Below are 25,648 nucleotides of genomic sequence, written 5' to 3'. Positions count from 1 at the left end.
TCCTTTCCGCTGATTAGCTGGAGTATAGATTCGGATTGCCGCGCAAAACCTATCGGATGAAGATGATTCTTGTGTTTAATGGCTGGCGCTTACGAAATCGGTGTGGGGATTTGCGGGTGCGCATGGCGGGGCGCTATGGTGAGCCATGGCGTTGAATTGGTGGAAGAGTGTGCGCTGGACGGCAACTCGGATGGCGGCCCAGACGGCATTGATCCTCGGGCTTGGCTCTTCAGCGTGGACTGCGTTTTGTCATGCGCAGACTCCGGCCGCCGATGCCGCTGGCTTTGATGCGCTGCTGAAGCAGGGCTTTTCACTGCATCAGGCTGCGCGGTATGCCGAGGCGATTCCCTTGTTGGACCAGGCACGGCGGATGATGCCCCAGGATTACTTTGCCAATCTTTTGTTGGGGATTGATCTGCTTCGTTCTGGCAAAGCGGCGGATGCGGTGCCGCGCTTGCGGATGGCGGCGAGGGTGAGGCCGACAGAAGAGTTCCCAATGGATTATTTGGGCGAGGCTGAGGAGGCGCTTGGCGAGCACGCGCTTGCTGCGGAGGCTTATCGGCAGGCAGTAATTTGTGGGCATGATTCGGAACAAGCGCTCGAGGCGTGGGCCGGGTTTGCGTTGGAGCGGTTTCGGAGTGTCGGGGAAGGTCTTCGAAGTTCGCAGGAAGGGTTGGCTGTGGCCAAGCGACTGCAGGCTGCGGATGTGAGCGCTAAGGGTGGCGCAGGTTGTGCTGAGGCAATACCGGGTTTGGAGCGCCGGTTGGCTTTGAAGAGTGCTCGTCTGGATGCGGAGGCGGCTTACCGGCTTTCGGTTTGCTATGCGGTGGAGGCGGGAAAGGCTGCGGTTCGGCTGGAGAGTGCTTCGGAGGATATGGCGGCGGTGTATCGCCTGCGCGGGGATGTGCTGTTGCGGTTGAAGGGCGATGGCGCTGGGGCAGAGGTTGAATACAGGAGAGCATTCGCAGTGCGCGCAGGAGATCCGGCGCTTCTGGAGCGGCTGGCTGAGGCGCAGTTGGCGGCGGGTGAGATGGATGCGGCCAAGCAATCGGCGCGAGGCGCGCTGGCGATCGATCCTCATCGCCTGGGAGCGCAGCGTACGCTGGCTGCTTTGGCGATGAACAATCGGGAGTATGCAGACGCGATCCCGCTGCTGCGGAAGTTAGCCGTAGAGGCTCCGGGGGATCGGGGTGTGGAGGTCGAATTGGGGAGAGCGCTGGCGCAGACGGGCGAAACGGAGGAGGCGCTGAAATTGCTTGCTCCCGCACTGGCTGCGGGGTATCCGGATGAGAAGGGCGCTTCGCATGCGCTGCTGGCGCGGTTGCTGCGCAAGGCTGGACGCGAGGCTGAGGCGGGTAGGGCTGAGGTTGAGGCGAAGCGGCTTTCGGATGCTTACCAGGCTCGGGACCATTCCGGGGAAGTAGAGAAGGTGCCGGATGCGATTCACTAGGCGGACTCTGCTGGGGGCACTGCCCACGTTGGCGGCAGGATCCTGGCTGCGGCGCGCATTTGCGGATGCAGCCGGGCCTACTTCGGGCATTCGTTTCGTGGATGGAGCGAAGGCGGCGGGGTTGGATTTTGTGCTGCGCAATGGGGCTGCGGGGCGCAGATATCAAGTAGAGACAGTACCGGGCGGAATGGGTGTTATTGACTTTGATGGAGATGGGTGGCCGGATCTTTTCTGTACGAATGGTGCGGCTTTGCCTTCGTTGGTGAAGAGCGGCCCGGAATACTGGAACCGGCTATACCGGAACAATCGCGATGGGACGTTCAGTGATGTGACGGAGAAGGCCGGGCTGGCTGGGGAAGGGTATTCGATGGGCGTAGCTGTTGGGGATTACAACAACGATGGCCATGAGGATCTGTTCGTTGCCGGGGTGCACGGGAATCATCTGTATCGCAATGATGGCAACGGTACATTTTCGGACGTGACGGAGAAGGCTGGGTTGGCTGGGCCAGGTTCTCTGGGACGACCGGCCTGGACGGTGGCTGCCTGTTGGATTGATTACGACGGTGACGGGAATCTCGACTTGTTTTTATCCAATTACTGCGACTGGGCGCCCGGAATTGATCCGATCTGCGGCGGGATGGAGGCGGATGCTCGAACGTACTGCCATCCTGATCGCTATAAAGCACAGCCGATGCAGCTCTTCCACAACAATGGCGATGGGACGTTTACGGAGATCACACACAAGCAAGGTTTGCCGGAGATGCTCGGTAAAGGGATGGGCATAGCTATGGGAGACTTTTCCGGAGATGGAATTCCAGGGTTGTTTGTTGCCAATGACAATGCGCGTAATTTCCTGTTTCGCAGGGGAAGCAAGGGGTTTCAGGAGACGGGGATTGAAGCTGGGGTAGCGTACAACGGCGATGGACGGAATATCTCCGGAATGGGCGCGGATATAGGGGATATCAATGGTGACGGGCGCGCGGACATTGTGATGACCGGGCTGAAAAATGAGACGTATGAGGTGTTTCTGAATCAGGGCGACGGGACGTTTGAGGATGGGAGCGCACAGACTGGCTTGCTGAGCCTGAGCCGACCGTGGAGCGGGTGGGGTTGCGGGCTGATCGATCTCAATAACGACGGATGGCTGGATTTGTTTGTGGCTGGTGGTGGGCTTGACGTTCAGGATGCGCAGCCGAATCGGGTATTCCAGAATCTGGGTGGGAAATTCAAGGATGTTTCGGCGGATGCCGGGCCCGGGTTTGCAAAGGCAGCGCTGCACCGTGGAGCGGTGTTTGCGGATTTTGATCGTGACGGACGGATCGATGTAGCGGTGAGCGCGCTGAATGCTCCTCTCGAACTGTGGTGGAACCGCAGCGAGACTGAGGCACGACATTGGCTGCAACTGCATCTGACCGGGAAGAGCAGTAACCGGTCGGCGATTGGGGCTATCGTCAAGTGTAGTGCGGGTGGGCGCACACAATCGCGCATGGTGACGAGCAGTGTGGGGTATGCGTCTTCGAGTGATCTTACGGTTCATTTTGGACTTGGAGATGCCGCGCGCGCGGTGGTGGAGATTCACTGGCCTTCGGGGATTGTGCAACGACTATTCGATGTTGCTGCAAATCAACGATTGACGGTCACGGAATCAGAACGCCCAAAGTAAAGGCCGTTTGCGGTGCAAATATTACAAAACCGCTAAAGCATAAGAAATATCGTCCTCTCGCATAGACGGCCATTTCTCGCAGGAATATCAATTAGTGCAGACGGGCCCGGCTCAGATTGAGACGTTCTGGCAGGGCTGGCTATTGGGAGGCGAGAAAGACATGCGTTCACTGTGGAGACAATTGGTGGGATACCGGGGTTTGATGTTCGCGGGTTTTGTGTTGTTGGTGGCCGCAATATCTTGTCCTTCGATGCAGGCCCAGACTGCGAATGCGCAGCTCACGGGAGAGATCACCGACACAACGGGCGCGGTTGTTGCTGGCGCGGAGATCAAGGCCGTGAACACTGCGACCAATGTGACTTACAGCAGTGTGTCCAATGGGGCCGGAATCTTTGTACTCCCTGAGTTATTGCCGGGTAATTACTCAATTACAGTCAGTGCGCCGGGATTTGGTACAGAGAAGCGCGCGGGCCTTAGGCTCAGCACCGGCGATCATCTTTCGCAGAACTTCGCTTTGAAGCTTGGCTCGGTAGAGACGACGGTGACGGTGAGCAGTGCTGCCGCGCTGATTTCTACGGATGAAGCGAGCACTTCCGCGGTGCTGGATAACAAGATGATCACGGAGTTACCGCAGCTGAACCGGAATGCGCTGGATCTTACCTCGACGATTCCTTCCATTCAGGGTGGCGGACCGGCTGTGGACCAGATTGGCACGCTGGGTAACTCGGCTTACTTGATCGCGAATACAGGAAATGGATTCTCAGTATCGGGTGGACAGGTTAACGGGACCAGCATCTATGTCGATGGAAGTTCCGTTCAGGAAGCTGAATTCAACGCAACGAACCGCGCTATTCCCACGCCAGACTCGATTGCGGAATTCCGCGTGGACAGCGGGGTTTTGACTGCAGACAAAGGTCGCTATGCCGGCGGTATCATTTCCATGCAGACACAGAGTGGCGCCAACATCTTCCATGGCCGCAGCTTCTTCTACTTTCGCAATCAGGATCTGAATAGCAACAGCTGGGTGAACAATTCACTGGGAACGCCGCGGCAGGATTTCAACCAATACAACTATGGCGCAGCAATTGGTGGACCAGTGCGCATTCCTCATATCTATAACGGCGTCGACAAAACATTTTTCTATGCCGCGTGGGAGGGGGAACGGTTTTCGCAGGGGCTTTCCGTGGTCAGCACTGTACCCACCGTGCTGAACCAGCAGGGTGATTTTTCACAGACGGTAATTAATTACAGCAACGGCAATCCGGTAACTGCAAATATCTTCGATCCGTTCAATGGGACTTACTCGAACAGTCCGGCAGATTGCACTGGGCCATTGGCAGGACAGTCGCCGTGCTGGATTCGTCCCCAGTTTCCAGGAAATAAGATTCCCGTCAACTATGGAAACTCGGTGACTTGTGGCAGCCAGACCTGCCCTATCTCCGGGCAGAGTAAGCTTTTCCTGAATTACCTTGCACTCTGGCCACAGCCAAATCATAGTCCTGCCGCGAATAACGATCACACGAATAATCGCTACGACACGATTAATACAACGCGTCCTACGGACAAGCTTTTCTTCCGAGTGGATGAGGCTTTACGGGCCAATCAGCATTTGCAGGGAACGCTCAGCCGGTCGAGCTTAACCAACAATATTCCTGCTCCATTTGCCCATGCGGCTGAGTCGGTAACGACGGACCGTGACTGGATTGGAAGCCTCCTCTACACATGGACACCGTCGCCGAAGACGGTCATCAATGCGCATCTTGGCTTTGCAGTTTCGAAGCTGATCAGCAACGGCGTTTCGGGCTTAGGCTCGGCCCCTGATCCAAAAGTGGATACTTCGAAATGGGCTTTCGATCCCTTGCTGGAAAATAACTCGGAGAAGTCCACAAATCAGATTCCTCCGGCTATGACCATCAGCGGATACACGCCGGTTGGTGGTGCAGAGTTTGACTCGTTTATCACTCAGTCGGATAACGGTTCTGTTTCTGTTACCCGGTTGCTGGGGCGGCATACGTTGAAGCTCGGTTATGAACAATCGTTCATTCGCTTCACAGAGCAGGGTGGCGATAAGACAGGAGCTGCGTGGGTCAATCCGGGCGGCGGTTCAAACCAATATTGGAATCAGAACGATGGGCTGACGGGTAGCCCGCTCGCTGAATTGATGATGGGGTCGTCGCAGTTCTTTCAATGGGGCAACTGGGACATCACTCCGTACGGATGGAACCAAGCTGCTTATGCGATGGACGACTGGAAAGTGAATTCCAAGCTGACGATTCAACTTGGTGTGCGCTGGGATCATGATGGAGCGAGGCAAGGGCGTCACGTACAAGGCAGTCTTGTGTATGACCTAAATGCGAAGAACGTGTTGACGGCAAACAGCGACTGGAACTGGGGCCAAGTGACGGCAGCTGTGCCGGAGTTGGCTGGAATGCCTGCACCGGAGTGGCTTTCCAAGGGAGCGACCGGCCGGGTGGCGCTGCTGGGGACGAAGGAGTATCCGCAGAAGAATCTGTATACAACGAACATTGCGAACTTTGCGCCGCGGCTTGGTATCAACTACGCGATCAATGACAAGACGGTGCTGCATCTTGCGGCGGGCATGGTGGATCAGGGGCTGAACGGCCTGGCTACAGACTGGTTGAGCTTCTACTACAACTCGAATACCTTCAACCAGGTATCGACGCTGGACGGGCAGCATTGGATCAGTGAGTTTGGTAACGATCATGGGTTGCGCAGCTTCCCTCAGCAGGCTAGCGGATCGAATCTTGGGTTTGTGCCGCCCCTTACGAACAATCCTGACTACTGGTATGCAAGCTATGGCGCTGCCGGTAACTTCGATCAGGCTGGAACTACGCTTGGACACTACGATACGCCGATGGACTACATGTGGGGTGCGAGCATCCAGAGGCAGCTTGGTAAGGACTGGGCTTTGACGGCTGAGTATCAGGGCATCAAGGGTGTGCATCTACTGACGAATATCTTCGGGTGGAGCCTGAATAACACGCCGACGTCGTTCTATTCGCTGGGCAGCCATTTGAACGACCAGGTGCCGAATCCGTTCTATGGGCAGTCGCAGACGTTCGCGAGTCAGCCTACTGTTTCGCTGAACCAGTTGCTGGCACTTTCGCCCCAATATGCTGGAACAAACTCGACGACACCGGGACAGGCGACATGGGGTAAGTCGTTCTCGAACTTCGCTAATATACAGATCCAGTCGCGTAATTATCACGGGCTGGCACTGCTGGCTTCCTATGCTATTCGCAAAACGCTGAGCAACACGGCGAGCAGCGACATTCATCAGTACGGGGCGACTGCGGGTAAGCTGCAGAATCCGCATGATCTGATGGAAGGCTATGGTGTGGCTCTCTATGAAGAGCCGCAGACGGTGAAGCTGAACTATAACTACGATCTGCCGTTCGGACGTGGCCGTGAGTTTATGAATCATCCGGATGGTATTGGCGGACATCTGCTCGATGCTGTTGCCGGCGGCTGGGCATTCGCGGGCATCACGACGTGGGATCCTAAGGGAACTCCAGTGCTGTTGCCGGCTGTTGATGGTGGCAACACTGCTCCCGGCGCGGCGTTGCGGTGGTCCTTGGCTAACCATAGCTATAAGCGTTCAGGAGCGAGCTACAGCGATGCGCTAGTGGTAAATGGACAGTTTGTGAACAGCACAGGTAAGGGCGTGCTGAACAGCGGCGCCTTTGAGCGGACAGCGGATTACACTTTGGCTAATTCCCCTGTGATGTTCTCGAACCTTCGCAATCCTGGAGACTTCTACACGGATGCAAGTATTCTGAAGAAGTATTATTTGAGCGACAATCAGAGTCGATATTTGGAGTTCCGGATTGAGGCCCTCAACATCTTCAATCACCCGAATTTTGGACAGATCATTGCCGATCCAGATTCACCGACCTTTGGCGGCATCAATGGCAAGACGGGCCAGAGGGTGATGCAGGTGGGTGGTCGATTCTTCTTCTAACGTGGCTGGTCATTGAGGGCACGGCATGGCGGTTGTGGCCGAGCGGAGCAGCCGCCATGTGTTTGTCAGGCAAAATTAGCATGAGTAGTCAGTGTGGTCAGACGATGGCACATAAGTTCGTGAGCGGTTTGCGATGGGCCGGCGTATATGGCTCGTTTGCAGTATTGGGCTTGTGTTCGGTGGCTGGCATGGCGAGACCTTCAGCAAAGGTTTCGCTGCAGACTTCGGACACGATGGTTGAGTTGCAGGCTGGACAAGAGGCGCCAGTGTTGCTTCGGCTGGTGGAAATTCGTTCCGGCAAGCCCGCCAACACCTGGGCGAATACTTCGACTCAAGCGCTTCCCGCAACGATCTATGAGGGAAGCGCGGCGGTGCCGGTGACATGGAAGCTTGTCGCTGGCGCTGGTCAGGTGGATCGTAAGCGGGTTGAGCTCATTTATGAGTCGATAGAGCCGCATCTAAAGCTGCACTGGATATGGGATGCGCGCGCGGCCTTTGGTCCTGTGGAACATCGTGTCTTGATCGAGAACTTGAGCGGTCGCGAATTCTGGCTGCCGATGATCGATAGTCTTTCCGTTGCTTGGAAGAGCGCGCCGGGCGAAGCGATTCGCGAGTTCCATGTAGAGAAGGGCGCGAACACTCCTTCCAAGGAAGGAACGCATCTGTCAACGGTCGGAGATGGCTATGCGTGGACAGGAAGGTCCGGGACGTATGCGCATCCCGAGGCTGGTGAAGCACGGGAGATCATTCCTGGTGAGTTTGTTTATCTGGATGATGCAGCAAAGGCGGGTTGGTTTGCCGGGATTGAGTTTAGCGGGCGCACGCGCGTTCATCTGGAGCGACATGGAGACAAGTTGATTAGCGTGCTTGGGCTTGATCCGGAGCCTGGGCCGTATCGTACGCGGCTTGAGGCGGGCGGGAGCTTTGAGACGCCACAGGTGTTTCTTGGGACGTTTCGTGGCGGGCCGGATGGTGCAGGGAACCAGTTGAGGCCATGGGTGCGAGCGGTCTTGGGGAATCCGCAGGCCTGGAAAGACCCGCAATATCCAGTGATGGTGAATAACAGCTGGGGTAGCGGCATGCAGGTGGATGAGGCGCTCGCGTTGCGAATGATCAAGGAATCGAAGGAACTAGGCCTGGAGATGTTTCATATCGATGCGGGCTGGTTTCGCGGGGTGGGTGACTGGTACCCCGACCCGAAGAAATTTCCGCACGGGTTGACGGCGATCGCTGATGAGGCACACAGGCAGGGGCTGCGATTTGGCATATGGGTGGACTGGACGCAGGCGGCGCTCGATACCGAGCCGGGTGCTTTGAACGTGCGGGATCCGAAAGTGAAGGATTGGCTTGTGAACGATCTGCCTGCAGACTGGAAGCCCGAGGAATTCAAGGGGCAGACGATCGATCTCGGTGTGCCTGCGGCGCGGGAATATGCGCGTGGCGAGGTCAAGCGGATTGTCGAGGACTATCACCTGGACATGTTGGAGCATGACGGCTACCTGGTGGCGCAGGGATGTACTCGGGATGACCATCCACATGCTCCTCCGATCATGAGCACGATGCACAAGACGCATGACAGTGGGTTTGATTTTTCGCTGGGATCGAACTCAACGGATGTGAGCTATCACGCCGTGCGGGCTTACTACGATATCTACTCGCAGCTTCGCCGGGAACATCCAGGGATACTGCTCGAAATCTGCAATGATGGCGGGCGCATGGTGGATTTTGGGTCGGCGGCGCATGGCGATTATTTCTCGATTACGGACTCCTATGATCCGCTGTCGAATCGTAGGGCTTTTTACGATGCGAGCTATGTGCTTCCGACGGCTATGCTCGAAAGTTACGTAGAGAAATGGCCGGTGCCTACGCTCGATAACTTCCGTTATATGCTGCGGAGCGGGATGATGGGCTGGACTACGATCATGCTGGATACAACGCAGTGGTCGGAAGAGCAGCATGCGGCTGCGAAGGATGCGATTGCCTTATACAAGGGGCAGTTGCGTCCGCTGATTCGTGATGCGCAGCTTTATCACGTTTCGGAACGGCCGGACGGAGTGCGCTGGGATGGGATGGAATACTGGGACCCATCCCGAGGCAAGGGAGTTGTGTTTGCGTTCCGTGGGAAGACTGCGGATGAGGCGCGGCATGCATTTGTGCTGAGCGGGCTCGATGCGCAAACGCGCTACAAACTGCACTACCAGGATGGGAGTGCGCCGGATGCCGAGACGACCGGCCGGGAGCTGATGACTACTGGGGTGCCAGTGCATTTAGAGAATGCGCTGAGTTCAGAGATGGTGTTTGTCGAGTCGGTTCAGCAGGGTAAGTAAACAGATAGCGCGGCACACTTTAAGGGAGTCAGGCAATGCTGGGTACATCGCCCGTTTGGAAAAATGAATTTGCGGGCAAGGTCGCTTTGGTGACAGGTGCAGCCCAGGGAATTGGGCAGGCAATTGCCGAGGATCTGCATGCCCGCGGAGCTCGTCTGGTGTTGGTGGATCGCAACGCCGCTGGCGTGACGGCTACGGCGGCAGCGATGGGCGGACGTGGCGGGGCTCCAGTCGATTTCATTGTTGCCGACTTGTCTGATCCGGATGCGATTACGAAGTTAGCGAAGCAGGTCAACGAGCTCGGTGCGGCGCAGGGGTATGGAGTCGATGTGCTGGTGAACAATGCCGCGATCGAACTCGATCTTCCATTCCGCAGCGTGACAGCCGATGTTTTTGACCGCGTACTCGCGGTCAATCTGCGAGCACCGCTGCTGATGAGCCAGGCTTTGGCATCGCAATTTCCCGCTGAGGGCGGCGCAATCGTGAATATCAGCTCGATCCATGCGAATTACGCATTTGCGAACTCGATTCCATATGCGTGCTCGAAGGCCGGTCTGGTGGCGTTGACGCGGAATTTGGCGCTGGAACTGGCACCACAGCGGATTAGGGTCAATGTGGTGTGTCCTGGGTATATTGACACCCCGATGTGGGAAGAGTGGCTGCGGCTGGCAGCGAACCCTGAAGCACTAGCGAGCGAGACTGAGGCGTTACATCCGCTTGGGCGTCGCGGTTTACCGGCGGATGTCGCATCTGCTGTGGCGTATTTGGCGAGTCCACAGGCGGCGTGGGTGACAGGAACGCAGCTGGTGGTGGATGGCGGGTTGACGATTCGTGCGCACCCATAGTCTATTTCGCCAGGTAGATGCTTCAACGGGGCGAGAATTTCAGGATGCTAAGCAGCTTATGCGAGTGTTTTAGGCGGAATTTTAATGAAATTCATCAATAGCCGATGATTTTGGCTGCTTTTCCAGTATCGCGTGTATTCAACGCACCCTATGATGAAGGCTCAATTCAGATATCGATCCCCCGATATCAACTCTTGATATTTGCGACAGGCATAGCCTCAGAGGCGGTCAGCATGAAGAAGCGGAAGTCTGCGTTCAGCGGCACACTCAAGCAGGAGTTCAAGAAAGATCTTGAGCTGTTCGAGTATTTCCTTGTTCTGATCAACAATTCCAGTCCGATCCGGAATGTCGAGTTGATGTGGGCGGAGGATCTGGAGCAATTCGATCCTGGGGAAAAAGTCACTACGGGCGATGCCTTGGTGCAGCTGCAACCACTAGGGTCGCTGTCCTCCCTTGCGACGAATGGTATGTCTGGGCTGGCGGGTGTGGAACAGCCGGCGCGGACTTCGCCCAGTCCCAGCACCTATTTTTGTGATCTGGTGCATGGCTTCGGGGCACATGAGGAAACTACCTGCGGGTTAAGCGACAAGCCTGCGAAGGAACGTTGTCGCAATACCGGCTGCAGCCAAGTGTATCCCTGTCACGTTGGCCTGACAGATATTGCGGTGCCGGTGGTGTGCGAGGGTCGCTACCTCGGAACGCTGTTCAGCGGTCAGGTGCTGGCAAAGCAGCCTTCGGCCGAGGGATTTGCACACGTGAAGGCTGTTCTGGAGGGTCAGGCTCACATCGATATGGTCAAGCTTGAAGAGGCTTACTACAAAGTTCCCGTAGTGACTACGGCTCAACTCGCGGAGATGGTGCGGATGCTGGAGGTGTTTGCGCGGTATCTGGCCAATGCGTGGAAGCGGCTGGAGATCATGAGCGAGTTCCAGCGGGTGCGGGAGAGAGAGTTGGCGCTGGACCGGCGGCAGTTGGCGGAAATGCTGCTGGCTGGGCAGGTGAATAATGGAGCGGAGAGCAACGGCGAGGCAATGCGGGCGCTGGCGCGGAATGTGGGGATGGACAAGCTACCGGATCGGGTGCTGGTGCTTCGAATGCCGGCCGTTGCACAGGAGACGAACGAATTCTCCGCAAGCAGGCGCGAGGCAGAGCGTGCTGCAACGATCGGCAACCATCTCACGCTGGCCAGGGTGGCGCATCTAATCGAAGATCGATGCCAGACCTGGCCGAACACGCTGGCAACGGTGGTGACGCCGGGCGAGTTGTGCATCTTCACGGCGCAGAAGTCGCGGACTCCGGGGCACGAACGAATGTTATTGGAAGAGATGGCTCAGACGCTGCTACGGACGGCGCGCGGGCAGGGACTGTCGCTGGCGCGGGTAGGCATCAGCGGATCGCATACACAATCGGCGGAACTGTTGCGGGCGTATCATGAGGCGGCTTCGGCACTTGATTCCGCGCATGCAACGGTGAACTGGTTTGAGGCACTGCCCGAGCGGCAACAGCAGCCAACGCAGACCTTGGCCAAGGTACTACGGGCGTTACAGTCCTCCGACCATGCGGCGATTACGGCTTCTGTGCGGGAGTTCCTTGCTGCTGCTGCGCCGGCAGGGGCTACTGTTGCGCAATTGCAGCAGGCGCGTGGCTTGCTGACGTGGGCGTGCGAGCACTTGGCGCGGGAGTTGACTGCGCTGGGCACCAGCGTGCCGGCGGTGACTGCAGCGAAGGAGCGTGCTGTCCAGGTGATTGTCGGATCATCCAGTTCTTTTGCCATGGCGGAGGCATTCCGGAGTTTCGTGGAGCAGATGCGGCAGCAGTTGCAGCAGATCTACAGTCAACGCGACGAGAAGATTGTGTTGGAGACGCAGAGGCTGGTGCGCGAGTTCGGGCCCGAAAAGGTTACGATCCAGGATATTGCGCAGGATCTCAAGCTTTCGGCGGGGCATCTAGGGCGCGTATACAGTCGGACCACAGGGCACACGCTGGAGGAGTACTTGATCCGGCAGCGGCTGGAGATGTCGCGGCGGTTGCTGCTGGATCCGCGACTTCACGTCTCAGAAGTGGCGGATCGATGCGGGTTTTGCAATCCGGCTTACTTTGCTTCGGTCTTCAAGAAGTATATGCACTGCACGCCGCGTGCGTATGCGAGCCAGCCGCAGCGGTGGAGTGTGCCCGAGTTTGGCATGTCGGCAGAGATTCTGGAGCAGGCCGGCTAGATTCTCGAGCAATGAGTTTTGCTGAGTCAAGAAATCAAGGTGGGTTATGCGCGTATTGATGTATACAGCGCCGCATCAGGTTGCGGTGCAGGATATTGCACGACCGGAGTCTTCGGCTGGAGAGACGGAAATCGCAGTAGTTTCGGCGGGAATTTGCGGGTCGGACATTTCGGGGTTTCTGGGGCATAGCAGGCGGAGAATTGCTCCACTGGTGTTGGGTCATGAGCTGGTGGGACGGACTCTGGATGGACGGCGCGTAGTAGCCAATCCGCTGGTGAGTTGCGGAAAGTGTACGGCATGTCTGAGTGGCGCGCAGAATCTTTGCCCAACGTGGCGGCTGCTGGGGATGGATCGGACTGCCGGATGTTTTGCGGAGTACGTGAGTATTCCGACGAGCCAGGTCTATGTGATTCCTGACAGTCTGCCGGATACGAGGGCCGTGCTGGCCGAGCCGCTTGCGAACATCGTGCATCTGTTCCGCCTGGCTGCGCCGCTGCCTTTTTTTCGGATGGGGATTGTCGGTGGTGGAACTATGGGCGCATTGGCGCTCTTGACGGCACAGCGGCTCGGAGTGCGCGAGGTGCTTGTGCAGGACGTGAGCGAGCAGCGGCTGGCCGTAGTGCGCTCGATGGGCGCGACCCTGGCGGTGAATGTTGCGACGGAAGAAGGACGCGCTGCGGGAAGCGATTTTGCCGGCTATGGGTTGGATCTGGTGCTGGATGCGAGCGGTTCAGACACGGCGCGTCAAGCGGCGTTTGATCTGTGCCGGCCGGGTGGAATGGTGATGCTGCTGGGAATGGCGAAGGAGCGAAGTGAGATTGATTTCGTGACCAGCATTCGCAAGGAGCATCGCGTGGCGATGTCGTTTGCTTATACGCCGGCGGACTTTGAGCGTTCGCTTAAGCTGCTGACGGCGGGCGAGATCGACCTGACGCCATGGACCGTTGAAATGCCGCTGGAAGATGGGCAGAAGGCCTTTGACTTGATGACCAAGGCGCCGGGAGACACTCTGAAGATGCTGCTGCGCGTGAGCTGATGCGCAGCAGCTTTCCGGGTCTACTTGCCGAAGCGGTAGCGCTCGATGGTCTCTGGGTTGAGCGTTACACCGAGGCCGGGCGCTGCGGGGATGCGGACGGCTCCGTCGGACTCGACAGGGAAGTGCTCATTGGTGGTTTGCCAGCGCAGCGGCGAGTGGCTGAGGGAGAATTCAAGCGGCTCGACGTTCGGCTGGGTCGCGAGGAAATGCAGGTTTGCCGCGATCTCGATGTTGGTTTTGTAGCCGTGGGTGATGACGCGCTTCTGGCGAGCGTAAGCGGCTGCGGCGATCTGCAGGATACCTGTGAAGCCTCCGACCTGGGAGATATCTGGCTGGCAGATGCTGGCGCCGCCGTGGTCCATCATTTCGATAAACTCGCGAACATGGGTAAGGCCGAGGTCGCCGACACCTGTCTGGATGCCGTGTTGGCTCATCTCGAAATGACCCTCGACGTCGTCGAGCGGCAGCGGAGCCTCGAGAAACCAGATGCCGACTTCCTTGAACGCGGGGAAGAGGCGCAGGCCTTCGGCGGCGGTGCGGTAAGAGAGTGCGGCGTCGACGATGAGATGAGCCTCATCGCCAGCCTGCTGGCGTGCGGCGGTCAGGAGCTTGCCGGTGTGGGCGATATCGTCGAGCCACCACGGGTCGGCAGCGAATTTGAAGTTGCGGAGGTTTTTGGCCTGGCCTGCGGCGACCTGCTCACTGACTCCTTCGGGAGTCTGTGCCATGGGATAGATGGTGCCATAGGCCGGAAGACGATCGCGCTTTGCTCCGCCGATGAGTTCGTGGACTGGCTTGCCTTCGATCTTACCTTTGAGGTCCCAGAGGGCTAGGTCGAGCCCACCGATGGCGTGCATGGCTAGACCGCGACGGCCTACGTAGTCCGTCGATTCGTACATGCGATGCCACAGGTCTTCTGGATCGGACGGATCGGCTCCTACGAGGACCGCGGAGAGCGAACGAGCATGGTTGTGTGCCGAGGGGCCGCGTACGATGGCCTGAATGGCGGGCGCCATGGATTCGGTTTCGCCGATGCCGGTGAGGCCGGAGTCAGTGGAGACGACAAGAACGCAGTCGTCGTAGGAGCCGTCGAAGAGTTCGATGAGTGGGTCTTCTGCACGCAGGTGAATGGCTTCAACGGATGTAATCTTCATGGCTTTGAACCTCTATTGGGCCGATGATAACGGGCTGAGTTGGGGCGATGAAAGATACAGACAGCCAGAGCGAAAGAATGAACCGGAAAACACGAGTGCAAGCGCATTGCCCACGGCTGGCTGGGCGGGTATGCTCGGCCTAACGAGGAATGGGATGACGGCAGAAACAGGATCGAGAAGATTTCCTTTGTGGTTGATCTGGTCGGTGACGACGATCCTGCTGTGGGGTGCGTGGGGACTTGTTTCGAAGATCGCGTCCGATGGCGTGGATATGTATGTGAATCAGCTCTTGTATACAGTGGGCCTGCTGCCGCTAATGGTGTTTGTCGGCTGGACGGTTTGGAAACGCAGCCCGCGTGAGGAACCTAAGGCGCGGCGCAAAGGTGTCTTCTGGGCTTTTCTGACGGGCATTCTCGGTGGGCTGGGAAATCTTGCTTTTTTTCAGGCTTTGGTGAAAGGCGGCAAGGCTTCGGTTGTCGCTCCGGTCACGGCGCTGTTTCCCATGGTCACCGTGCTGCTGGCGATGTTGTTCTTGAAAGAGCGGCTGGGAAGGGTGCAGTGGGTTGGGCTGGGGCTGGCTTTTGTGGCGATTTATTTATTGAGCGCTTAGGGGGGATTGCATGCAGTTATGGCTGGGGTTGGCGGCGCTGGCGCTGATTTTCTGGGGTATCACTGGGATTACGCAGAAGCTCTCGACGAATTCGATTTCGAGCGAGCGTTCGTTCCTCTGGTTCTGCTGGGCGATGGTGGCGCTGTCGGCAGTTGTGCTGCTGGTGGCGCACATTCATTGGGGCTTGGGGACGCTTGTAGTGGTGTGCGCGATTGCCGGTGGTGCACTGAACGGGATGGGCGCGTGGACGAGCTTTCGCGCATTAGAGTCAGGTGGGAAGGCTTCGATTGTAATTTCGCTGATCTCGCTCTATCCACTGCTGACGGTTGGGCTGGCTGTCATTTTTCTGCATGAACGGTTGACATGGATGCAGACGGCAGGCGCGCTGGTGGCGATTACCGCCGCGATTCTGCTTTCACTGGAGCCGACTCCGGCGAAGAGCGCTTAGCTTTCTTCGCCTTGAAGAATCGTTCCGTCGGCATTGACTCCGACGATTGAAGCAAGTCCTTCCTGCGTCGCGAAGACGACGGTGGTTTCGAGGCTCTCATTGGAATTGAGCCATCTGGCTTGGCCCTGGTCGATCATGGACTGGATGCGGAACGGATATCCAGTGGCTGGTTCGAGGACCGCTACATTCAGGTTGCGCCAGCCGCCGTGGCTGGCGAAGAGCCAGCAGCTTGAGAATATCCCGGGGTCGAACTTAAGCGCGGCTGAAAGGCCGTTGGCGCGATTGGTGATGCCGCACCAGCCTGCTGCGAGCTCTGTTCCATAGAAGAAGTGCACCGCTCCAGAATCCGATGCGGGGATTTGACGGAGGTCGATGCTGCGGTCTGGGAGTGGGGCTTGAGGCCAAGGAAAGCTGAGCGGAGCTTCGCCCAGGCTTCCTGGGAATCCTGGCTCGCGGACCGCGATCATGGCTGGGAAGTCGAGGCGATGATCGGCGGAGACGGCGAAGGCTGGGTGAAGCTTCCAAAGGAAGGGAAGTCTGTCTGCGCCCTGATTGAGGAACCGATAGTGGATCTTGAAGTTCCGGCTGGCGCGCTGGAGAACTATCGTTCGCTCGACGAGGAAGCTGGTGATAGGGGTCAGAAACTTGAGGCGAACACCGACGGTGTCAGCTTCTTCGAAGGTTTCGAACTTCCATGCACCTGTCCAAAGCTCTCCGTGGTCAGGAACGAATTCGCCCTGGAGATCGCCGGCCTCGTCGTTGGGGAAGAGCTCGTCCCAGCCGCCACTCCAGACGTCATCGTAGCGGGCGTGGATAGCCTGCTTTGCCGGCTCAATACGCGGATGGTTCCATAGCAATGGAGCATCGAGGGGCTTGTAGGTGATCTGCCAGATTTTGGCGCCGGCTTCGGGCAATACGACGATGCGCAGAAAGCGGTTCTCGAGAATGATGGTCTTAAGGCCGTGCAGCGTCCAGTCGGTCGATATCGAGAGAGATTCAGTGATGGCCAATGCCGGTGTCCCGTTCCGGCGCTCATATGCGAAGCGGTTTGAGCGCCGTCTCAAGCGTAGCGGGATGCGCGGAGTTGCTCAAGAGAGAAACCGCTGGATAAACGAGCATAGGTTTGCTTTCCCGGCTCACTTCTTGTTCAGCTGGCAGTGTGCTGCGATACGTCACACGCTAACTGAGCTTGTGGCGGAGGTAGCGGTTCCAGTACATAAGCAGGCCGGTGGCGGTTAGGACAGCAAGGCTGATGCCTAGGAAGCACCACACAGTTTTGAAGCCGAGGCCCCAGACGGTGCCGAAGTGAAGCGGATGCTGAGCCCACATGAACCAGTCACCGGCGGAATGATTCTGGCCGTAGTGCCAGACAGTGAGTGTCTGCGCATTGGTTGTATCGATGGCTACGATATCGCGATGAGAGAAGTCTGCAGGACGGCCCACGTCCATTTGTGCGTAGACGAGCGTTCCGGTAAGCGAGGGATCGCTGAGGCCGAAGAGCCGTCCGTGCGGCGAGGCCTGCTGCGCTGAGGCGATGATTGCATCCAGCGAGGCGCGTTGTGGCCCGGCGGAGAGTTTGGCTGGCAGAAGCGGTGGGGCCATGCCTTTGAGTGGCGAGACGGCGTTCACTACCGCAGTGAACTGGCGGAACCAGCCAAAGTAGACACCGGAGATAGACCACCAGACGACGATGGCCAACGTCCAGATGCCTATGGCGTGATGGGCGTCGAAGTTGAGGCGGCGCCAGTTGCGGCGAAAGTCTATCTTGAGGGCACGCGTCCAGTTCTTGAGGCCCTGCCACCAGAGGATCATTCCGGTGATGGAGAGCAGCAGAAGGATGGCCGCGCCGACGCCGTTGACCTGCGCTCCGTACGACGTGTTGAGCAAGAGATACACGTGCAAATCGTGGACCCAGTTGACCCAGGTTTTGGGTTGAGGGCAGAGGGCGGCCGTCGTGGGATCGGCGATGAGATTGAACTCTTCGCCGGAACCAAGTGCAGCTTGCAGGCTATACGCCGGGACGGTGGGCCACGGTGTATCGATGGCGACGACATGCGCGCCGGGATAGGCATGTTGGAAGGACTGCATGACGGTGGGGATCGAGGCTGTATTCGCGGGATCGTAGGGCGAAAGGTGTGCTGGCAAAGTGGTCGAAGTGAACTCATCTTCGAAGACGAGAATCGCACCCGTGAGAGCGATGACGATCATGTAGAGCGAGATCAGGATGCCCGACCAGAGATGAATCTGAAACGCAGCTTTGCGCAGAAAGAGTTTGCGCGGATTGTGGATTGCGTTATGGAGGAAGGCCACGGTCTGACTCGCTCTTATGCAGGTGGACTGGCGCTTGGGTGAAGCGCCAATCCGTTCTCTTCTAGTTTCCAGTGTGGGCGTCGTACCAGGCAAGGATGCGTGTGAGGGAATCGATCTGATGCTCGCGTTCGCGGAAGATGTGTGGCTCGCGCGGGTAACGAATCATGGTGGCGTCTTTGTTGAGGAAGTGGAGAGCGTGGTAGAACTCCTCGCCTTGCGAGATTGGAACGCGTGGGTCGGCTTCGCCATGAAGGATGAGTACGGGTGTGTTGCACTTGGCGGCGTAGCGTACTGGTGATTCGCGATCGTAAGAGGCGACGTTGGCCTGAAGTTCGCCCTGGTAGCTGGTCTCGTAGCGTGGTGAGATATCTGTCGTCGTCGCCATGCTGTAGAGGTCGGTGACGGCAGCGCCGACCATTCCTGCCTTGAAACGGTCGGTGTGGGTAACGGTCCACGAGGTCATGAACCCACCGAAGCTCCAGCCGCCTACGACGAGCTTGTCCGGATCGCTGATGCCCTGCGCTATGAGGTAGTCGACGCCGGCCATGATGTCGCCGAAGTCGCCTCCGCCCCAGTCCTGAAAATTGGCTTCAGTGAATGCTGGGCCCTGACCTTCGGAGCCGCGCGGGTCGGCGAGCAAAACAACATATCCATGCGAGGCGAGCATGGTGGCGTAGTTATACCAGTTGCCGTTGAAGCCAACCATCCAGGCTTCTTCGGGACCGCCGTGAATGTGAACTACTGTCTTATATTTCATTCCGACTTGATAGCCCGGAGGCAGAACAACGACTCCGTAGACCGTCTGATGATCCTTGGGATTGGTCCACGAGACTTCGCGCTGTGTGCCGATGTTCCAGTTGGCGACCTGCGGGTTGATTGTGGCAATGGCTTGCGATTTGCCATCGTGCCATACATAGGGATCGGTATCTTCCGTCGGTGTATCGCCGAGGAAGGCAAAGGTCTTGCCGTCAGGGGTGACGCTATAGGATTCATTCGATACGGGCAGGCCGGTGATGGGCTTGAAGGTAAAGTTTGAGGTGTCGAGATCCACGGCTTCGGCGTGTGCTGCGAAGATGATCGTGACCAGGAGGTGCGAACCGGTGCCCAGCCAGTGCATCTCGCGAATCGTCCCATGCAGCTTCGATTCAAGCTTGGTCTCTGCGCCACTGGAGAGGTTCCTGATGAAATGTTCATCGGTGATGCTGAGCTTGGTGAAGCGCGAGAAAGCGATGCGTTGGCCATCATGCGAGAAGGTTGGCGCGGCGTAGCCGGATACCTCTTCGGGAGTGCTCAGGATGGAGCCGCTCTTGGCGTCGAAGACGATGACCTTGGAGACGCGCCAGTAATCGTCGAGGCGCGGTGTCGCTGAGACGCGGGAAATGATGCGCGCGCTGTCTGGCGACCATTCAATCGTGCAGATATTCATGTCCTGCGAGGTAAGCAGGCGTGCCTGATGTGTGGCGAGGTCATAGATCCAGGTGCGGTCGTAGTGATAGTCACGATCGACAATGATTTGGTCGTTCTTGGCCTTTTTGCGGTCGCGCTCTTCGGGTGTGTCAGTGTCTGTTCGGACGAAGGCGATGGACTTGCCGTCGGGCGCATACTTGAAGGCGCGGATGCCGCCGGGGATATTTGTAAGCGGCTCGGCTTCCCCACCGTTGACCGCGATCTGCCACAACTGCATTGCGTCTGCATCGACCTCTGGCTTTGACGGAATGTCCTTGCGATTGGTCCCAGGTGCCAGGGAGAAACGATAAGGTGTGGGGGTGTCTCCTGCCAGTGGGTTGGGGCGGTTCGAAAGGAACGCGATATGTGTGCCGTCTGGTGAGAATGCTGGCGCATCTTCGGAGGCACCGCTGAAGGCAAAGGGGTGCGCTGAGTTCGCGCTGTTTGCGGATGCCAGATAGATGTGCGCATCGCGCTTCTTGCCTGCGGCTACCGGAGTATCGACGACGTAAGCAACAAGCTTGCCGTCTGGCGAAATTGCCGGTGATTCAGCGCGCTTGAGGTTGGCGATATCACTGGGTTGAATCGTGGACTTTTGCGCAATCAGTGAAACAGGAAAAATGGCAAGTAAGACCAGCAGATGTGTGTGGCGAAATGATTTCATTGAGCATGCTCCGGAAGATGTAACTGCCAGTTGAGGAATTCAAGTTCGTTCGCTGTTTGCTCGACTTCGGCATCGGCCGAGGGAACGCCGGAGTGGCCTGACTTTGAATCATAGAGCAGCAGGACTGGCTTGCCGGATGCTGTTGCGTTTTGCAGTGCCGCGGTCATTTTGCGTGCATGCGAAGGATCGACGCGTGTGTCGCCGTCGCCGGTGATGAGCAGTACGGCAGGATAATGCGTGCCCTTGATTACGTGATGATAAGGAGAATACGCGTAGAGCCATTTGAACTGTTCAGGGTCTGCTACAGAGCCGTATTCCGAGGTCCACCAGCGAGCGATAGAGAAGCGTTCGTAACGCAGCATGTCGATGAGCGGATAGCGGCCGATGGCAGCGCCGAAGAGTTCGGGATGCTGTGTGATTGAAGTGGTTACGAGGAGGCCCCCGTTGCTCAGGCCCTGGATGGCAATGCGCTCTGGCTTCGAGTAGTGATTGGCGATCAGCCATCGTGCTGCGTTAGCGAAGTCGTCGAAGGAGTTCTGCTTGGATTCGCGTTCGCCGCTACGGTGCCATTGTTCTCCGAACTCATTGCCGCCGCGAAGGTTGGCTACCGCGTAGACGCCGCCAAGCTCCATCCATACGGCTTCTTCCGGTGAGAAGCTTGGCAATTGAGCCCAATTGAATCCGCCATATCCGTAGAGCAGCACTGGCAGATTACCGTCCGGCTTCACGCTGCGTCTATGCGCGAGGAACATCGGTACCTTCACATTGCCTGTCGATGTGTACCACACTTGTTCAACGACAACATCAGCCAACTCAGCGGGGACTTCAGGAGCGCTGACGGCTGCGGGCTTCGCTGTACCCATACGCCATGTGTAAAAGCTATTTGGGGTCTGAAAGGACGAGTACGAAAAGCAGACCTCGGGCGAGAGCGGATCGGCATCGACAGTGTATACGGATCCCATTCCGGGGAGTCGAATCGCGTCTCGCTGCTTGCCGTCGAAGGAGTAGACCTGTAGCTCCGAGTGCGCGTTGCGCATGGCGTTGAGGATCAAGCGGTCGCTACTAACCGCGATGGCGTCGATGATACCGTCCTGCTGTTCCGGTATGACTACCTTCCAGTGCGACTGGTCTGGAGTGGCCAGGGGTGCGGTGAAGACCTGGCCGTGGCCCGCCTTCCAGTTCGTTTCTATGTAGAGCTTGCCGCCGGCAACGAGCCCGGTGAAGGTGGAGGGAATTCCCGAAACAACCGTCTTGAATCCATCGCTCGTGCGGAGGTCCTTGAGGAAGAGATCGGTCGCGCCGGAAGCGCCATACAGGACGGTGGCAACGAGATAATTGCCATCGGCTGAGATGCTTGCAGAGAGAATCTTTTCGGGACCCAGCTTGTCTCCGAAGATCATGGTGTCTTCTGCTACCGAATGGCCGAATTGATGGCTGTAGATACGAGGGCCTGCATCTTCGAACTTGACGTAATAGACTGTCGAACGGTTGGGCGAAATGAGCAGAGACCAGTAGATATATCGGGCTTCCGGTAGAGTGTCCGCGGCGAGGTCTGTACCTTTCGCAATATCGCGAAAGCGAATGCTCAACTGATCGCGTCCACCCTGGCGAACTCCATATGCAAGCAGCGATCCGTCTGCTGAGACACTGAGCAACTCGACGGTCGCGGAGTGATCGGAACTCAGTGTTACCGGGTCGACAAGCAACTCGTCCTTGCCGCTGATGCCATCGCGCATGAAGAGAGAGGCAGCCTGTTGTCCAGCCGGTTTTTTCTCGATGAAATAGCGATTGCCGCGGTGCAGTACGCGATGTGGCTCTTCAAGGTCGACCAGTTTGCGCGTGGCTGCGCGTAGTGCCTGCATGCCGGGTCGTGCAGAGAGCAGAGCGCCGGTGTATTGTTGCTGGCTCTCGATCCAAGTGCGCGTCTCGGTGCTCTTTGACTCTTCGAGCCACTGGTAGGGGTCGAAGACTGTAACTCCATGCAGGACGGCCCTTGTATCGTCTGCGCGGCTAGCTGGCGGAGGCGGGACGGCTGCCGGATTCTGAGGAGAAGCTGCGATTGCGCTTGGAATAAGGATGAGGGCGCATAGGGATACACGTCGAAGATAGGGAAGAGATGGCACAGGCGAAGCTCCGGCAGATGTAAGAGGCAATGGAAGAAGGTGAGCCACTCGCGTGACTCACCTTCCGATTGTATTTCCGGTTAGAAGCGGAGCTTGGCCGCGAACTGGAGCGAACGCGGTGCGCCGATCTGGTAGAGGCTGCTAAAGCCTCCGTCTGCACCACCGCCCCCGAGGCTGGAGGCGAGTGTCTGCGAGGAGATACCGAAAAACGTGTTGGTTGCCCCGTAATTGGTTAAAATGTTGCGCCCGTCGTTGACGCCTACGTCGCCGAACAGGGGCTTGTTAAGTACGTTGAAGGCTTCCGCACGGAAGAGGAGGTCGATGCCGTCGCGAATGGGGAAAGTGCGACGGAGAGCGATGTCTTCCTGCCAGACATTGAAGCCACGGACGCCGTTACGGGCGAAGTCACCTTGAGTGAAAGTGCTGGCTGGCTTTGAGAAAGCCGCTGCGTTAATTTTCTTACCTCCAGGTGCCGACGAATCCTGAACCCAAAGAGGTGCGTCAACATTGCGGTTGGGACGCTGGTTGGTTGCAGTTTCGTTATATACAAGCCCGAAGGAAAAGACACCTGTCGAGATGTTAATGGGGGCCGCGCTGTTGGAACGGAAGAGACTGTCAACAGCCCAGCCGTTGGCGAGGTAGTTGACGATCGCATTGCCCGGGTGCACCGTGGGTACTTCGTAGGTGATGGCGGTCGTAAAGGTATTGCGGATGTCGTAGTCAGAATCCCCGTAATCGAGAGTCGGGTTGTAGACGGTGTGATAGGGAACGGGCAGCGCAACTCCGGAGCCATTGTCCAGACCATGCGCCCACGAATAGTTGGCCAACATCTGGAAGTGATTCCACAGATTTTGCTTGAAGACAAACTGCAGAGCGTTGTAGTTCGAGTAGTCAGCATTCGTGACGACATCCAAGTACTGGAAGTTCGCGTTGCCACCCATGGCTGGCGTGAGCATTTCGTTGCGGAGCAAATCGCTGCCCTTGTTGCCAACATAGGTGATCTGTATGCTGCGGCTTGCACCTAGATTCTGCTGCAGGGAGACGTTCCACATGTACACCTTCGGATCACGCAATTGCGGATCAAAGGCGAAGACGAACGAATACGGCGGGTCAAGGGTGAACGGAATGGGTGCTGCCGCTGCGGTGGTCAACGGATACTTGCCTGCTTCACCGTAGAGATACTCAGAGCGGCTGTAAGGGAAGCCGAGCGTGCCTTGGCCACCCTGCTGGTTGCCGAGCCCGTAGAAGATCCCGCCTCCGCCCCGGACGACTGTTTCTGTACCAGCGGCAGGATGGATCACATACGAGAGCCCAAAGCGCGGAGCAAAATTGTGCTTGCTTGCGTTCCAGAGCTTGGTGCCCTTAGGCGCTAGAGCAACGTTGGCTGGATCATTGAGGTTGAGTGCAGTGTAGAAGGGATGACCGGTGTTTTCGCCCGGAGGAGGATCGAAATCCCAGCGAAGGCCGTAATTCAGCGTCAGGCGGGAGTTGACCTGCCATGCGTCCTGAGCAAAGAACGAAACGTTGTCGAAGACCGGCTTGAGTTCCGATGTTTCTGTGGTGTCGACATTGGCGTAGCCATTGGTTGGAATCTGCGTCTGGACTAGTTCCTGGACGCTGTCGAAGTCATAGCCTATATCCCAGGCGCGATAGCCGTTGGTCGGAGTCAGGTGGCGGAAGTCACCACCGAACTTCAGGTTGTGTTTGCCCTTGGTCCAACTCACGGTGTCCACGTAGTTCAACTGGCGCTGATGGTTGGTGGCGTCGTTGCCCACGTAGTAGTCCGTAGTGCCATCGTTGAAAAACAGCGCGAAGACCGAGTTGTTGATGCTGTAGTTCGGATCGGATTGAAACAGGTAGTCGCTGCTGGGGATGGTGGCTCCGCCGAAGGCGATTGGAACAACGGTCGTTGAGCCCTTGGCATGGCTGATGTTGAAGCGGAAGTCATTTACGATCGAGGGGCTGAAGATATAGGTTGCGCCAGCCGTGATTGTATCCACGTTGGCAGCCGTGGTGCTCAGACTTGATGTCGCATAGAAGTCGAATGCCCCGTGCTGTGATCCACTCGACGGAGCGTAGTTGCCACGGACGAAAAGGTTCAGTTTCGGGGTGGGGCTATAGTCCAGGCGAACGCTGGTCGCATTGAGGGTTGAGGGATTGGAGAAGCCGGCAAAGAACTGGCCGGTCCATGCGTTGGGGTCGTCCTGTCCAGAGGAAGGGAGTGGATATGCCTGCAATAGCGGCAGGACGACGGCATTTGCCTGACTGCGCGCATACGTGGTCGGAACCAGGTTGATCTTAGATTCCGGCACGCGCAGGCGGAGACCTTCATACGATCCGAAGAAGAAGGCTTTGTCGCGCAGGATGGGGCCGCCAACTACTCCGCCGAAGTCATTCTGCTTTTCGGCCAGACGGGCGATTCCTTCGTTGTTGTTGTACCAGCTGTTGGCGTCGAAGATATCGTTGCGGACATATTCAAATGCGGTACCGTGAAACTTGTTGGTGCCGCTACGGGTGACGATGGACAACTGTGCTCCAGGCGTACGGCCGTACTGCGCATCGAAGGAGTTGGTCTGAATCTTGTACTCCTGCATGGCATCGATCGAGACCATATTGTTGTATCCGCCGTTGCTGCTGGTGGCCTGCGATGCGCCTGCACCAGCTGCACCAAGGTAGACGTTGCTTCCCTGGGTGATGCCTACGTTTGCGCTGACACCGTCGATGGAGAAGTAGTTGGCATCGGTTCGCATGCCGTCAATGCTGAACTGGCCCGCACTGGTGTAGTAAGTTTTTGCCGTCACGTTGCCGGGAGTGAGCGCAATGAGCGCCTGGAAGCTGCGTCCGCTGAGAGGCATGTTCTCGATGAACTTACGGTCGACCGTGGTGGAGACTGAAGCCGAAGTTTCGATCTGCCCTATTTCTGCATTGACTTCCACCGAGTCCGATGATGAGCCCACAGAGAGCGTCAGGTTCTCGGAGAGCGCGTCCTGTGTGTGCAAGGTAATATCTGTGACGACCGTCTGCTTGAACCCGGCTGCGTCCACCGTGATTTTGTAGTGGCTGGCGCGCAGGGTCGAAAACGAGAATGCACCGTTATTGCCTGTGGTCGCTTTCACAGCGACGTTGGTGCCGAGGTCAGTAATGGTGACGGTGGCGCCGGCGACAACAGCTCCGCCAGGATCGGTAATCTGACCGGTGATGCTCCCCGTGTCACTCTGCGCGAAAAGCTGCGTACCAGCGCTTAGCGCCAGCAGTACAAGCGGTAGTAGGAACCTTAAATGACTGCGTTTCATGGAGTCCTCCTGGAGAAAGTACGGATAGGAAAAGTGGAATGAAAAGGCTCTGCTGATCACTATTCCCTTGAGTCTCAAACG

The 25,648-nt window shown here is 57.5% G+C and carries 15 protein-coding genes; 9 read left to right on the top strand and 6 right to left on the bottom strand.

Annotated elements, in window-relative coordinates:
• Positions 1-145: 145 nt before the first annotated feature.
• The 7 genes from AC5S27_RS13220 (at position 146) to AC5S27_RS13190 (ending at position 13,519) form a co-directional block, all read left to right on the top strand.
• Complete coding sequence (locus AC5S27_RS13220; protein WP_493935027.1) at positions 146-1,450, top strand: tetratricopeptide repeat protein; 1,305 nt, start codon at positions 146-148, stop codon at positions 1,448-1,450.
• Complete coding sequence (locus AC5S27_RS13215) at positions 1,437-3,113, top strand: CRTAC1 family protein (RefSeq protein WP_493935026.1); 1,677 nt, start codon at positions 1,437-1,439, stop codon at positions 3,111-3,113. Before AC5S27_RS13220 ends, AC5S27_RS13215 begins: the two co-directional genes overlap by 14 nt.
• 160 nt (positions 3,114-3,273) lie before the next feature.
• On the top strand, positions 3,274-7,095 hold the full coding sequence (locus tag AC5S27_RS13210; protein ID WP_493935025.1) for a carboxypeptidase-like regulatory domain-containing protein: 3,822 nt from the start codon (positions 3,274-3,276) through the stop codon (positions 7,093-7,095).
• A gap of 188 nt (positions 7,096-7,283) precedes the next feature.
• Positions 7,284-9,422, top strand: coding sequence for an alpha-galactosidase (locus AC5S27_RS13205; protein WP_493935024.1), 2,139 nt, complete (start codon positions 7,284-7,286; stop codon positions 9,420-9,422).
• A 35-nt stretch (positions 9,423-9,457) separates the two neighbouring features.
• A complete protein-coding gene (locus tag AC5S27_RS13200; protein ID WP_493935023.1) occupies positions 9,458-10,267 on the top strand; it encodes an SDR family NAD(P)-dependent oxidoreductase in 810 nt (269 codons plus the stop codon).
• A gap of 233 nt (positions 10,268-10,500) precedes the next feature.
• A complete protein-coding gene (locus tag AC5S27_RS13195; RefSeq protein WP_493935022.1) occupies positions 10,501-12,483 on the top strand; it encodes a PocR ligand-binding domain-containing protein in 1,983 nt (660 codons plus the stop codon).
• Positions 12,484-12,529: 46 nt separating this feature from the next.
• The gene (locus AC5S27_RS13190; protein WP_493935021.1) at positions 12,530-13,519 is read left to right on the top strand and encodes a zinc-dependent alcohol dehydrogenase; all 990 of its coding nucleotides are present in this window, start codon (positions 12,530-12,532) and stop codon (positions 13,517-13,519) included.
• A gap of 20 nt (positions 13,520-13,539) precedes the next feature.
• Here AC5S27_RS13190 and AC5S27_RS13185 read toward each other — a convergent pair whose 3' ends face one another.
• Positions 13,540-14,673 carry a mandelate racemase/muconate lactonizing enzyme family protein gene (locus AC5S27_RS13185; protein ID WP_493935020.1) on the bottom strand — a complete coding sequence of 378 codons (1,134 nt, stop codon included), beginning with the start codon at positions 14,671-14,673 and terminating at the stop codon, positions 13,540-13,542.
• A 154-nt stretch (positions 14,674-14,827) separates the two neighbouring features.
• Between AC5S27_RS13185 and AC5S27_RS13180 the strand changes: the two genes are divergently transcribed.
• Positions 14,828-15,283: an EamA family transporter gene (locus tag AC5S27_RS13180; protein WP_493935019.1), complete on the top strand. Its 456-nt coding sequence runs from the start codon at positions 14,828-14,830 to the stop codon at positions 15,281-15,283.
• Positions 15,284-15,293: 10 nt separating this feature from the next.
• Complete coding sequence (locus AC5S27_RS13175; RefSeq protein WP_493935018.1) at positions 15,294-15,731, top strand: EamA family transporter; 438 nt, start codon at positions 15,294-15,296, stop codon at positions 15,729-15,731.
• On the opposite strand, the gene AC5S27_RS13170 is transcribed toward AC5S27_RS13175, so the two are convergent.
• The 5 genes from AC5S27_RS13170 to AC5S27_RS13150 form a co-directional block, all read right to left on the bottom strand.
• Entirely contained in the window at positions 15,728-16,741 is a 1,014-nt protein-coding gene (locus AC5S27_RS13170; RefSeq protein WP_493935017.1) for an aldose epimerase family protein, read from the bottom strand. The genes AC5S27_RS13175 and AC5S27_RS13170 overlap by 4 nt on opposite strands.
• Positions 16,742-16,910: 169 nt before the next feature.
• Positions 16,911-18,041, bottom strand: coding sequence for a PepSY-associated TM helix domain-containing protein (locus tag AC5S27_RS13165; RefSeq protein ID WP_493935016.1), 1,131 nt, complete (start codon positions 18,039-18,041; stop codon positions 16,911-16,913).
• Between the two features lie 61 nt (positions 18,042-18,102).
• On the bottom strand, positions 18,103-20,151 hold the full coding sequence (locus AC5S27_RS13160) for an alpha/beta hydrolase family protein (RefSeq protein ID WP_493935015.1): 2,049 nt from the start codon (positions 20,149-20,151) through the stop codon (positions 18,103-18,105).
• Entirely contained in the window at positions 20,148-22,274 is a 2,127-nt protein-coding gene (locus AC5S27_RS13155; protein WP_493935014.1) for a prolyl oligopeptidase family serine peptidase, read from the bottom strand. The genes AC5S27_RS13160 and AC5S27_RS13155 overlap by 4 nt, the downstream gene beginning before the upstream one ends.
• Positions 22,275-22,354: 80 nt before the next feature.
• The gene (locus tag AC5S27_RS13150) at positions 22,355-25,567 is read right to left on the bottom strand and encodes a TonB-dependent receptor (RefSeq protein WP_493935013.1); all 3,213 of its coding nucleotides are present in this window, start codon (positions 25,565-25,567) and stop codon (positions 22,355-22,357) included.
• Positions 25,568-25,648 lie beyond the last annotated feature (81 nt).

This window comes from Acidicapsa borealis (assembly GCF_059115245.1).
The sequence above is the reverse complement of the archived record's forward strand: the minus strand, read 5'-3'. Positions and strand labels throughout refer to the sequence as shown.

Excerpts from the sequence above, each read along its gene's own strand:
- AC5S27_RS13220 (WP_493935027.1), top strand. The coding sequence starts at position 146 with ATGGCGTTGAATTGGTGGAAGAGTGTGCGCTGGACGGCAACTCGGATG.
- AC5S27_RS13215 (WP_493935026.1), top strand. The coding sequence starts at position 1,437 with ATGCGATTCACTAGGCGGACTCTGCTGGGGGCACTGCCCACGTTGGCG.
- AC5S27_RS13210 (WP_493935025.1), top strand. The coding sequence starts at position 3,274 with ATGCGTTCACTGTGGAGACAATTGGTGGGATACCGGGGTTTGATGTTC.
- AC5S27_RS13205 (WP_493935024.1), top strand. The coding sequence starts at position 7,284 with ATGGCGAGACCTTCAGCAAAGGTTTCGCTGCAGACTTCGGACACGATG.
- AC5S27_RS13200 (WP_493935023.1), top strand. The coding sequence starts at position 9,458 with ATGCTGGGTACATCGCCCGTTTGGAAAAATGAATTTGCGGGCAAGGTC.
- AC5S27_RS13195 (WP_493935022.1), top strand. The coding sequence starts at position 10,501 with ATGAAGAAGCGGAAGTCTGCGTTCAGCGGCACACTCAAGCAGGAGTTC.
- AC5S27_RS13190 (WP_493935021.1), top strand. The coding sequence starts at position 12,530 with ATGCGCGTATTGATGTATACAGCGCCGCATCAGGTTGCGGTGCAGGAT.
- AC5S27_RS13185 (WP_493935020.1), bottom strand. The coding sequence starts at position 14,673 with ATGAAGATTACATCCGTTGAAGCCATTCACCTGCGTGCAGAAGACCCA.
- AC5S27_RS13180 (WP_493935019.1), top strand. The coding sequence starts at position 14,828 with ATGACGGCAGAAACAGGATCGAGAAGATTTCCTTTGTGGTTGATCTGG.
- AC5S27_RS13175 (WP_493935018.1), top strand. The coding sequence starts at position 15,294 with ATGCAGTTATGGCTGGGGTTGGCGGCGCTGGCGCTGATTTTCTGGGGT.
- AC5S27_RS13160 (WP_493935015.1), bottom strand. The coding sequence starts at position 20,151 with ATGAAATCATTTCGCCACACACATCTGCTGGTCTTACTTGCCATTTTT.
- AC5S27_RS13150 (WP_493935013.1), bottom strand. The coding sequence starts at position 25,567 with ATGAAACGCAGTCATTTAAGGTTCCTACTACCGCTTGTACTGCTGGCG.